This window comes from Microcystis sp. LE19-195.1E (assembly GCF_027532095.1).
GTDB lineage: Bacteria > Cyanobacteriota > Cyanobacteriia > Cyanobacteriales > Microcystaceae > Microcystis > Microcystis aeruginosa.
This window is the reverse complement of the sequence record NZ_JAPZSZ010000104.1, coordinates 1-11,681: the sequence shown is the minus strand read 5'-3', so window position 1 is coordinate 11,681 and position 11,681 is coordinate 1. Positions and strand designations below refer to the sequence as shown.

The 11,681-nt window shown below is 46.7% G+C and carries 10 protein-coding genes and 3 pseudogenes; 12 read left to right on the top strand and 1 reads right to left on the bottom strand.

Annotated elements, in window-relative coordinates; genetic code table 11:
- The first annotated feature begins 376 nt into the window (after positions 1 to 376).
- The 12 genes and pseudogenes from O9300_RS06385 (at position 377) to O9300_RS06335 (ending at position 11,103) form a co-directional block, all read left to right on the top strand.
- Complete coding sequence (locus O9300_RS06385) at positions 377 to 568, top strand: Thivi_2564 family membrane protein (protein ID WP_012265960.1); 192 nt, start codon at positions 377 to 379, stop codon at positions 566 to 568.
- Positions 569 to 603: 35 nt separating this feature from the next.
- Positions 604 to 1,698: a glycosyltransferase family 2 protein gene (locus tag O9300_RS06380; RefSeq protein WP_287970710.1), complete on the top strand. Its 1,095-nt coding sequence runs from the start codon at positions 604 to 606 to the stop codon at positions 1,696 to 1,698.
- The gene (locus tag O9300_RS06375) at positions 1,699 to 2,205 is read left to right on the top strand and encodes a glycosyl-4,4'-diaponeurosporenoate acyltransferase CrtO family protein (RefSeq protein ID WP_353851547.1); all 507 of its coding nucleotides are present in this window, start codon (positions 1,699 to 1,701) and stop codon (positions 2,203 to 2,205) included.
- Complete coding sequence (locus O9300_RS06370) at positions 2,199 to 3,047, top strand: transglutaminase-like domain-containing protein (protein ID WP_044035072.1); 849 nt, start codon at positions 2,199 to 2,201, stop codon at positions 3,045 to 3,047. Before O9300_RS06375 ends, O9300_RS06370 begins: the two co-directional genes overlap by 7 nt.
- Before the next feature lie 398 nt (positions 3,048 to 3,445).
- The gene (locus tag O9300_RS06365; protein ID WP_002752253.1) at positions 3,446 to 3,766 is read left to right on the top strand and encodes a P-II family nitrogen regulator; all 321 of its coding nucleotides are present in this window, start codon (positions 3,446 to 3,448) and stop codon (positions 3,764 to 3,766) included.
- A gap of 260 nt (positions 3,767 to 4,026) precedes the next feature.
- Complete coding sequence (locus O9300_RS19645) at positions 4,027 to 4,113, top strand: RRXRR domain-containing protein (RefSeq protein WP_260324580.1); 87 nt, start codon at positions 4,027 to 4,029, stop codon at positions 4,111 to 4,113.
- A 201-nt stretch (positions 4,114 to 4,314) separates the two neighbouring features.
- Positions 4,315 to 4,933 (top strand): annotated as a pseudogene (locus O9300_RS06355) (RRXRR domain-containing protein); the annotation flags it as partial.
- 475 nt (positions 4,934 to 5,408) lie between these two features.
- Positions 5,409 to 5,621: pseudogene (locus O9300_RS19440) on the top strand (hypothetical protein); the annotation flags it as partial.
- Between the two features lie 59 nt (positions 5,622 to 5,680).
- Entirely contained in the window at positions 5,681 to 7,249 is a 1,569-nt protein-coding gene (locus O9300_RS06350) for a B12-binding domain-containing radical SAM protein (protein ID WP_287970705.1), read from the top strand.
- Positions 7,250 to 7,278: 29 nt separating this feature from the next.
- Positions 7,279 to 9,588, top strand: coding sequence for an NACHT domain-containing protein (locus O9300_RS06345; RefSeq protein ID WP_287970704.1), 2,310 nt, complete (start codon positions 7,279 to 7,281; stop codon positions 9,586 to 9,588).
- Between the two features lies 1 nt (position 9,589).
- Positions 9,590 to 10,366: a sterol desaturase family protein gene (locus tag O9300_RS06340; protein ID WP_016515453.1), complete on the top strand. Its 777-nt coding sequence runs from the start codon at positions 9,590 to 9,592 to the stop codon at positions 10,364 to 10,366.
- A 278-nt stretch (positions 10,367 to 10,644) separates the two neighbouring features.
- Positions 10,645 to 11,103 carry a hypothetical protein gene (locus O9300_RS06335; protein ID WP_287970700.1) on the top strand — a complete coding sequence of 153 codons (459 nt, stop codon included), beginning with the start codon at positions 10,645 to 10,647 and terminating at the stop codon, positions 11,101 to 11,103.
- A gap of 54 nt (positions 11,104 to 11,157) precedes the next feature.
- Here the strand turns inward: O9300_RS06335 and O9300_RS06330 are convergent.
- A pseudogene (locus O9300_RS06330) lies at positions 11,158 to 11,535 on the bottom strand (IS1634 family transposase); the annotation flags it as partial.
- Positions 11,536 to 11,681: the final 146 nt, after the last annotated feature.

Genomic DNA, 11,681 nt, shown 5'->3' with positions numbered 1-11,681 from the left:
GCAAGTTTCTTTGTTCTATGTTAAGATGTTGGTGGCTCATTTTTGGGTCTGATTTGTTTTTGTTAATGATCAGACAGTACCTGATGAGCCTTTCTTTGTCAACTCTTGAGGTTGATGCGTTTCATTTTTGAATTGGCGATTGTTTTGCGCAAACCTGTAAACAGATAGTTAATATTCTGTATACTAACTTGAAAAATTTAATATTTATCTCCTAATTGCTATTCCATGAGGATATCTTGTAGATTTATTGCGCATCTTCAAGAATTGTGTGCGATTGCCTGGGCCACCTAACGAGCATATATAAACGAGCATATATAATAATGAAGAGAATAAAATGCTTGACGAAACTCATTAGATCGGAGAAAGGAGGTCAGTCATGGATCTGGTACAGTTTGTGGTAGTTATCATCGTGGTTGGGGTTCTATTGTGGCTCGTGAACAACTACATTCCGATGGACAGCAAGATCAAGCAAATCCTGAACATTGTGGTTGTCATCGCCCTCGTTTTGTGGATTCTTAAGGTGTTCGGATTGCTGAGTTTTCTCAAGGGAATTCGTATCGGTAGGTGAGTGATGTTCTAGACGGAAGGAAAGGTTGAATCATTATGGATCTGATGTCCATCACACTGGTGGTGCGCTGGCTAATAGGCTGGGGATTGATGTGGCGGTTGCCGCGACTTCCAGACTTTTCAGTCGTCGGTTCGCCTAAAGTCTCGGTCTTGATTCCGGCGAGGAATGAAGAGAGTACCCTCCCTAATTTGCTAACAGCCTTAAAGCAGCAAACATTCAAGCCCTACGAAATCATTGTCATCGATGACCAGTCCGCCGATGCTACCCCACAGATCGCCGAACAGGCTGGGGTGAAAGTAGTGCAGACTAGCCCTTTGCCCACAGGTTGGACAGGGAAAAACTGGGCACTCAAAACCGGATATGCAGCCTCATCTGGCGATATTCTCGTCTTTCTCGATGCCGACACTGAGCCAGGGGAGGAGCTGCTCCGCAGGCTGGTGGCAACTGTTCAACACTTAGGTGGTCTGGTCTCAGTTCAGCCCTATCACCGCACTGAACGCCCCTACGAACTGTTAGCGGTTCTGTTCAATCTCGTCGGCTTGATGGCCGTCAAACTGGGAGCAAGAGGTGGTGTGGCTTTTGGACCAGCTATGGCTACCAGCAAGGATGACTATGAGCGGGTCGGCGGCCACGACGCTGTGGCAGGATATGTTGTAGAAGACTGGTTCATGGCTCATATTTATGAGAGTGCGGGACTGCCAGTGAGTGCATACATTGGTCAAGGCCAACTGGACTATCGGATGTACCCCGGCGGGCTGCGGGACCTGGTTGTTGGTTTCGACAAAAACTTTGCAACGGCAGCAGGGGAAGTCTCTTGGCTGCGGATGCTGGCGGTTGTGTTCTGGCTTTCAGGGTTGTTCTGGGCGGCTTGGTGTCTGCCCGCATCCCTATTCGGCTGGCCGATTGTCGGGAATTCATCCTTACTATATAACGTACTGCTTTATCTTGCCTTCGCCATACAGTTAGCCATAATTGTATGGCCAGTGGGTTCATTCGGAGCAATCGTCTTTTTCTTCCCCATTCCGGTTGCCTTCTTCATTGCAGTGTTCCTGCTGGCAATTCTGAATCTCGAACGTGGTCAAATCGAATGGAAAGGACGAAGGATAAGTACCCGATGGCAAGGTGAATGAATGAGCTCGCCTATGCTACAACTACCGGATGGGGTAATCGTCAGGCTTTGTGTAGTCGGTTGGACAGTCTGGTCGCTTTTGATCGGTTTTGTCGGTCATCGACTTCCCCTGAAATTCCTAGAAACGGACACCTGCCTGACCCGGCCACGACCCTGGGGGGAAGATAGACAATGGTACAATCGGGTACTGCGGATCAAGCGATGGAAGGATCGGTTGCCAGAAGCAGGGGATTTCTTCCCAGGAGGTTTTCGCAAAACATCCGTTGGCGGTGGGGACTGTGCCGTAATGTCCCGTTTTTTGGCTGAAACCCGTCGCGCGGAATACGTTCACATCGCCATCTGGCTGTTTTGGTTAGTGACGATGCTCTGGACTCCTGGCTGGGGTGTGCTGGTAAACCTCGCCGTGGGAACAGCTTTCAACCTGCCTTGTTTGTGGGTGCAGCGTTACAATCGGCTTCGGCTCCAGCATCTGCTCGTATTGAAAGGACAGGGAAAAACTATATGCTAAAGTATGAGCTTGGCTGTGAATTAACCTACAGCATTGAGCAAGCAAGCACTCTAATTCTTAATGTTGCTATTGTCAGCAACAACCATCAGATTATTGTTCAGGAAGACCTCCATTCTAACTCTCAACGGTCGATTGAGGAATACATCACTTCTGTCAGTGGAAACCGATACTTTCGACTCAATGCCCCTCCTGGCAATTTGCAAATTTCCTATCGAGCGACCGTTGGCTTATCTCCTTATTACTCAGACCCCAGTACGGTTTTTGAAGTAAAGCCAGCCGATTTACCCCTCGATATCTTGTACTATCTTTATCCGAGTCGTTACTGTCAGTCAGATCGATTATTGCGCTTTGTCGCGGCTGAATTTGGCAATTTAGTCCCTGGTTATTCGCGGGTGACAGCTATCTGTAACTGGATTTATGACAATGTTTTGTATCTCTCTGGTAGCAGTGATTCTTTAACTTCTGCTTGCGATACAGCGATAGAAAGGGTAGGCGTTTGCCGTGATTTTGCCCATTTAGGTATTGCTTTTTGTCGGGCCTTGAATATTCCAGCACGCTTTGTTTCCGGCTACGCCTATGGTTTAAATCCCCCCGATTTTCATGCCTGGTTTGAGGCTTATCTAGGGGGTCGCTGGTATCTTTTCGATCCTACCCGCCTTGTGCCTCAGAGCGGGCTAATTCGCGTTGGCACAGGACGAGATGCAGCCGATGTTTCTTTTGCCACTATTTTTGGTCCTGTACAAATGAATCAGATGAGGCTTTTTATGGACTACTTACCCGATGCCAAGCCGATTTCCGAGAATATTTTGATACCGACAACAGAGGCGATCGCCATCTCTTGAGCGTACCCCAGTCAGGTATTCTATTATCGAAAATTTGGGTTGAAAACCCCGTCCTTTGAGGACGGCTTTAAGCTACAATGGAAAAAGCGATAACCAAGCTAAAAACTGAACCCTGACCACAGATAGTAGGGGGTTTCGTTCAGAAAAGAAGTCAAATTCGGCCTTGAACGAGTAAAACTTTCTAGGAAATAAGGTTGAACATGAGATTTTTTCGACTTGTTCAAAGTGGCCGTCCGGCATTCGGACACTCAAAACGGACGGGTCGAAAGTGTCAGACTTAAGCAATTAAGCGTTTTTCGCTATCTGCGTCAACCCCATTGACGCGACCATCCTAAAAAAGTGGCGTGGTGAGCATGTCAATAACATTGTCTTTGAAAAACCCATTTTAGGAGTTGCCCATGTCATCCTCATCCCTACCCATTAAACCGGCTGTACTGGTTGTCATCATTGGTGAAACCGTCTTGCAAGACCGCATGATCAAGCTGCTGCAAGAGTTAGGCGTAACTGGCTATACCCTCTCGCAAGCCCAGGGCGCAGGTCGCCACGGCAACCGCCAGGGAGATATGGTCGGTTATAACACCAATATTGAGATCAAAACCGTTGTCTCGCAGGAAGTCTCGGAGGCGATCTTCTCTGGTCTCGTCGAGTATCAAGCTAATCATGCCTTAATCGCTTTCCGACAAAATGTCGAAGCGTTGACTGGGTTTGAGATAATTTGATTCGTCACTAACCCCGCCCTAAAAGGGACGGAGCTTGCCTAGACCAATTTAGGCGACGCAAGTAAAGACTACCGCATCGAGACACAATCTGGCACAGACTTCCGAATGCTTCCCTAGTTCGGATTCTCTCTAAGCTTTATTGGTAAAGCGTTGTTAGACAAGACATCTTGATTGTGTTGCGGTAAGGGACTTTAACTTTACTCTTAAGGATTATCTCCATAGCAAGAGTTCCTGTTATCTCAAAAGACGGAAAGTCGTTAATGCCCACCAAACCCAGTCGGGCCAGACGGTGGATTAAGGAAGGAAAAGCTATCGGTAAATTCAACGACTTAGATAGGGCTGGCTGAATAAATCTAAAAACCTTGTTGGATAAGGCTTTTAGACTTTTTTCCCCTCAAAAAGTGCCTACCATTGGAGTGATCGGGGGTAAAATTCCTGGACTTTTTCCCTGAAAATTAGGTAACTGACTACCTCAAAATCGGTAAAACCCTACACCCCACACCCCACACCCCACACCCTGCCCCCACGAAAAACTTTTTCAGCAGACCCTAGATATTTTTTATGTCCAGCTAACCACCGAACCTTCCGATAACAAAACCCAACCGATTGCCATTGGTATTAACCCGGGTAAATTATTCTCTGGAATTGGCGTTCAATCCTCCCTTTTTACTCTTTGGAAGGCTCACTTAGAACTTCCTTTTAAGCGAGTAAGAGAGTGCCTAGACAATCGCTGCTTAATGCGAAGAGGACGTAGAAAAAGACGGATTAACCGCCAACTTCCCTTTAATCTAAGAGCGCATCGACAAAAACGATTTTCAAATAGAAGACAAGGAAAATTAGCTCCCTCAATCAGAGCTAATCGTCAACGTCGAGCGAAGTCGAGACGTTTCTGAACTAACCAAAATCTATCCAATTACTGACATTTACTTTGAGTATGTCAAAACCGATATTGATCTAACTTCCAGTAGAAAAGGAGCTAAGTCTGGAAAAGGTTTCTCGCCAGTTATGGTCAGACAGAAATGGGCGATTGAGCAACTATCTCAATTGGCAAAAGTCCATACTCGCTTTGGTTGGCAAACCTCTAATCTCAGAAAATATTTGCGACTAGAAAAATCCAAAAATAAAGCAAAACAATCACCAGAAAGTCATGCTAACGATGGCATTGCTAAGAGGGAGGGAGCATCTCACCTTTGTAACCCCTAAATCAGGTTTTATGTCAAGCTATTTTGAAAGCCTTGCTAGAAACCAGTTTTAGGGACAAGTATAATTAGGGCTTGCTGAATAATGGTAAAACCCTTGTTGGTTAAGACTTTTAGAGTTTTTGTAAATCAAAAAGTACCAGATATGGGAGTGATCGGGGGGAAAATTCAGGGACTTTTTCCCTGCCTTCAAAATCGGTAAAACCCTACACCCCACACCCCACACCCCACACCCTGCCCCCAAGAAAAACTTTTTGCCGCAAACCCTAATTACTCACTTGCATAAATGAGATACTCCCAAAGAGGGATATTTATGAAGTGGAATCTGACCTGCGGAATGTTGGATATAATCTAATTATGTACTAAAAACAGGAAATTCATGACAAATATTCACTCGATAATCGGTATATTCCCCTCCAATGAAGAAGCAGACATAGTTGTAAGGTGGTAAACGACGTAAATATGGTGGCTCTACCACAAGACATGGGTTCCGTAAAGGAGATTTAATTTCTTCTCCCAAAGGAATTGGTTATGTTAGTGGAGATACCGAAAAACAGCTATCTGTAAGCGATGCCAATGGTCAACGATTGGGACAGATAACTGTTAGTAAGATTCAGTTAATTCGTCGTTCTAACGGTTTAATTGTTTCTCACTAACTTATATAAAGCCGCCCTCCGCTATCGCTAAAGGGCGGGGTTTCAGACCCATTTTTTCGATGAAAGCCCTGTTACTCTACCCTGAGTTTCCCCAGTCTTTCTGGTCTTACGATCGCTTTATGGAAATCGCGGGACTGAAAGCCACCATTCCACCCCTCGGCATCATTACTGTCGCCGCCCTCCTCCCCCAAAACTGGGAAATTCGATTTTACGATCGCAACGTCAATCCTGAAACAGAAGCCGATTGGCAGTGGTGTGAGTTGGTTATCCTCTCTGCCATGTTGGTCCAGAAGCCAGATTTTCAAGGTCTGATTCAAAAAGCCGTGCAGTTAGGCAAAAAAGTCGCCGTTGGCGGTCCCTACCCCACCTCTGTCCCCCAGGATGCCCTGGATTCTGGAGCGGACTATCTCATTTTGGATGAGGGAGAGTTAACCGTTCCCCTGTTTTTGGAGGCGATCGCTCAAGGTCAAAGCCAGGGAATTTTCCGCTCTGGGGACAAACCAGACGTGACCCTCAGCCCCATCCCCCGCTTCGACCTGCTTCAGCGAGACGATTACTTAATGATGGCAGTGCAATTCTCTCGCGGCTGTCCTTTTAACTGCGAATTTTGCGACATTATTTCCCTCTACGGGCGCAAATCTCGTACTAAAGAGCCGAGTCAGACTTTAGCCGAGTTGCAGACTCTCTACGACCTAGGCTGGCGCGGTTCGTTGTTCATCGTCGATGACAACTTTATTGGCAATCAGCGCAACGTCAAACGCTTTCTCAGAGACTTGATTCCCTGGATGAAGCAGCACGACTATCCCTTCACCTTTATTACTGAAGCCTCGGTCAATTTGGCAGAGGATGATGAATTGTTAAGCCTGATGGCTGAGGCGGGGTTTTATTCTGTCTTTCTGGGGATTGAAACTCCTGACCAAGATAGTCTGCAAGTGACGCGCAAACTGCAAAATACTCGCAATCCACTGGTGGAAGCCTGTCGCAAGATTAATGCAGCCGGTTTGCTAATCTATGCTGGATTTATCTTGGGGTTTGATGGAGAGCGCTCTGGTGCGGGGGCAAGGATTCAAGCCTTTGTGGAAGAAACCAGTATTCCTCAGCCCATGTTAGGCATCCTCCAGGCTCCGCCCAACACGGCGCTCTGGAATCGTCTCCAGCAAGAACAGCGTTTAGTTGAGGGTGACAGCATCCATCCGACGGGAGATCAGAATAGCTTGATGAATTTTATCCCCACCCGCCCGATTGCCGAAATTGCCAAAGAGTATGTCGAAGGCTTCTGGACGCTGTACGAACCCAGCCACTATCTCCGACGCTGTTTCCAACAATGTCTCGGTCTGGGTTTGCAGTCAAAACACAAGCAAACCATGCAATTTCCCGTGGGTAAGGGGTTACGGCTGATTACCCAGTTAATCTGGCATCAGGGTATCCGCCGAGCGAACATTCGGGGACAGTTTTGGCGGCAATTATGGACGATTTGGCAAAAAAAGCCCCAAGTTCTCAATCTCTATTTAGGTCTGTGCGCGGCGGGAGAACATTTTTGGGAGTACCGGGCCTTAGCCAGAGAACGGATTACTCAACAACTAGGCTACGATCCCTTAGAAGTTTCTGGTCGTCCCAACCAGAACTGATTCTGACTCGATAGGGAGGATTGGATTGTATGGTCAAGAGATCGCTCCAGGCTTCCCCTTCGGGAATTAAACAGGCTAAACGAGCCTTTGATCTCAAGGGGTGGACTCAGGAAAATCTAGCAGGGGAAGTGAACTTAAAGACCCGCCAGCCGATTTGGCGGTTTTTCACAGGGAAACCCGTTGATCGCCAGGTTTTCCTGGAAATTTGTTCGATTCTGGATTTGGATTGGCGGGAGATTGCCCTCGCTCCGCCCGCAGAATTTCCTGAACCAGGAGAACTGGCGAAAACTAATATTGATGCTCTGGTGCAAGAGGTGCGAGCGCAACGCCTGGACACCATCCAAAACCAGTGCGGCATCTTGCAGTTACTAGACATCAGCCATCCAGTCAACATTGATGACATCTATGTAGATGTCAATATTTTGGCGGAAATTGCCAGTCAACAGTGGGTGGAGATTGCCGATTGGCAAAACTTGGGTCCCGCTGAATTCGATCGCGTCGGCTTGGGAGAGGTTGAGCAGAAGCAAATACCCGGAATGCAGGCTGTTGAAACTTACTCAAAGCTTAGAGTTTTGGGCAGGCCGGGGGTTGGCAAAACGACCTTTTTGCAACATCTGGCGATTCAGTGCAACCAAGGCGAGTTTGCGGCGAATCAAGTGCCGATTTTTATCTTATTGAGAGAATTTGCCGAGGAGTCCAGTCCCAGTGGTGAATTTAGCCTGTTCAACTACATCCATCAGGCATTGCTCACCGCTGGAATTTCCAACCCGTCTGTGCTGGAAACCTTACTGCAAGCGGGCAGAGTCCTGCTGTTGCTCGATGGCATGGATGAAGTTCTCAACCAGGACATTACAGCAGTTCTGAGAGAAATTCGCCAATTCTCAGAAAAGTATCATCGCAATCGATTTGTAGTAACCTGTCGCACCGCTGCCCAAAAACTCCAGATTCGAGGTTTCACTGATGTAGAAATTGCCCCCTTTACCCAGGCACAAATCAGCACCTTCGCGCAAAAGTGGTTTGTGGCACTGAGCAAAACGACTGCTCAAGCGGGGCAGGAGCAGTCGGCTCAGTTTATGGAGAAGTTGGACTTGCCGGAAAACTGGCAATTTCGGCAACTGGTGGTGACACCTCTGTTTCTGCATCTCGCCTGCTGGGTGTTTCAGGGTCAAGGGAAATTTCCGAGCAAGCGGGCTGAGTTTTATAAACAAGGGCTGGATTTGCTGCTGGGTAAATGGGATGAAGCTAGAGGAGTCGAACGCGATCAGGTTTACCGGGGGTTTTTATTGCCCCAAAAATTGAGGCTGTTGAGCCAGCTTGCAGCAGTTACTTTTGAACAGGGGCAGTATTTTTTTGAGCAACGCACGATTGAGCAATACATTGGCGACTATTTGCGGAATTTGCCAGGTGCAACCCTGGAAGCAGAGGAACTCCAACTCGAAAGCGAAGCCATGCTGAAAGCGATCGAGGCACAGCATGGAATCCTCACAGAAAGGGCGCGAGGAATTTTTTCATTTTCTTATCTGGCATTTCAAGAATACTTCACGGCTCGAAAAATAGTTGCCAGCCATAATTTGCAGGCATTAGAACAAGCACTGGGAGGGTTGGTGAGTCACATCACCGATTCCCACTGGCGCGAAGTCTTCTTGTTAACGGCTGCCATGTTGCGAAGTGCAGATGCGCTGGTGCAGTTGATGAAGCAACAAATTGATGCCTTAGTCGCGCAAGACTCCTATCTGCAAGAGTTTTTGAGTTGGGCCAGCCAAAAATCCCAGCAGCTCCCAGACGAAACCAAAGTGGCGACCGCACGAGCGTTTTACCTTGCCCTTGCCCAAAGCCCGCATACGGCAGATCGCTTTGCCTTAGCCAGCACGCTCGCTCAGGGGATGTTTTTAGATGCGGCGTTGGAGAACTTGCTGGTAGAGTTTGCCATCGACCACAGTCAGGATTTTGCATACGTCAATGCTTGTAGCGAGGCACTCAACAACATTCTGGTGATGGTTCTGGATGCCGGATTTTATAAGTCTTTGCAACAATTGAGAGACCAACTGCCACCTCCGAGTCAAAACCTGGAACGGCTTCAGCACTGGTGGCAGAAAAACTATTCTGCCTGGGTGGAACAGTTGCGGGTTGCGATCGCCAATTATCGCAATATTCATCATCCCTGGCAGTTTACGACTGAGCAACAGCAGCTGCTCCAACGCTACTATGAGGCCAATCAACTCCTGATCGATTGTTTGAATAGTAACTGCGAAATAACAGCCGCAATCCGGCAAGAAATTGAAGCCACGTTGCTGTTACCTCAAAAGGACTTGGAAGATCGGGAATGGCAAGGAGATTAAATTGATAGACCACTCATTTGGATTTTACGGGTTCGCTTTCTTTGGGATCATCCTGGCGCGATACTTTCTCGTGGCTGGGGGAACCTATTTGTTCTTCTATTCGCCCTTGAGTCAGTCCTTTGTCAATCACAACCTGCGGCATTGGTCTCCCTCTTGGCGATCGATTCAACAAGATATCACGCTCTCGGTTCTTTCGGCGGGGGTGTTTGCGCTGGCGGCGGCTTTCATCATGACAGGATACAGTTGGGGCATTACCCGCTTATACAGCCACCCTCAACAGTATGGGCTGTGTTATTTAGGGGTTAGTTATGGCGCTGTGTTGGTTCTCCAGGATGCCTATTTCTATTTCACCCATCGCTTGTTTCACCACCCGTCACTCTTTCGGTGGTTACACCAGGGGCATCATCGCTCGCGCTATCCTACCCCGTGGACTTCGTTTGCCTTTGACCCACTAGAGGCGATCGTTCAGTCTCTCTTCCTGGTCGGCATTGTCTTTGTCCTTCCCCTGCATTTCATCACGTTAATTGCGGCACTCACCACGATGACGATCTGGGCAGTGTTAAATCATCTTGGGATCGATCGCTTGCCTTCCTCATTTCCCCATCATTGGTTGGGTCGGTGGTTTATTGGTCCTGCCCATCATTCCATTCATCATCGCAAGTACACCGTACATTACGGTCTATATTTCACGTTCTGGGACAAACTCCTCGGAACTCAAGACCCCGATTATGAGCAGAAGTTTGATGAGCGTCTGACGGGTAAAGTCGATGGAGTTTAACTCGTGCATCGCCCGTTACGTTTTGTGTCGTATTCAGGCAATTCATACAGACTCAATCAATTCACACATCAAATCAAACAACCATCTATCAGGGTAATAGCAGAAGCAGAATTGTTGACTCGACTCAGGTAAGCAGTTCTCAAATTCTACAAATTCAATAAGGAGACTTCATGAACTTCAACAAAATTATTTTAGTGACAGGTTTAGCGGTTAGTGGAATTGCTTTAAGTGGTGTTTTTGCTCCAGATCATGCTGCTTTTTTTTAAAATACTTTCGGATTGAGCGACTCTCATTCAACAATTACATTTGGGTCACAGGACTATCCTGACGGCACCACTATCACCAATCAATACCAAAATCAAGGTGTTGTCTTTTCCCCAAATGTGTTTTATTTTTCTAACAATGGTGGTTCTATCGTACCACCCACCCCCCCTGTTTTTGTTGGTGCTGTCGTCACTAACTTTATACCCAATGATGGTACTGTTGCTTCGGTTGTCATATCTTTTACGCAGCCACAAACTGAAGCAGCATTTGCTGTTGGAACACAAAGTGGTACAACAACATATTTTGAAGCTTTTCTAGGCACTAATCTTGTTGATTCATCCGGTGCAACAAATGCCGACTCTTTGCCAAATGACTTCTTCGGATTTAGTGGTATCACATTCGATTCGATAAAAATTTCAGTATCTGTTCGCCTCGTTTTTGCTTTAGATAATATAACTGGACTTCCCCGTTGACAAAAGGCCATAACATCTGCTGTAGGAGGGATTAAGAGAATTTCCAGCACCCCGTTACTGGGTACAAATCAGAGAAACTCCCAATAAATCTAACGCTTTTTGTTGCAGTTGAGTCGGTCGAGTTATCTTAGAAAAACGATAACTTCCCTCCCTAATCGTACATTCCACTGTATTCAAGCAAATCGTCCCCAAGTCTTCCAACAAAGTCCGAAAGCTATGCACAGGAAAGTTCTCTTGATTCCGTTTTTTTCTCTCTTTAGACTGAGCGGATTCACTCCGATTGGCTTTAATCACATTCAGAGAACTATCATCAATTTCTTCATCCTCAAATAACAAAGGAGCCAAGCACTGTTTTAAATGCCATTCCACATAATAAACCAACATACATAAAAAGATCTGAGCTTTGACTCTATCACCCTTATAATGATAGATAGAGTTTGCTGAAAAAGTCGCTCAAAGAATTATGCTATTGAGTGCCAATAATTTGTCGCCCAAGTGATAAGTTTTACTTGAGTAAAATCACTTTTAACATAATTTTTATTAAAGCGTTGCCGACATCTTAGTTCTTTTGTTCGCCC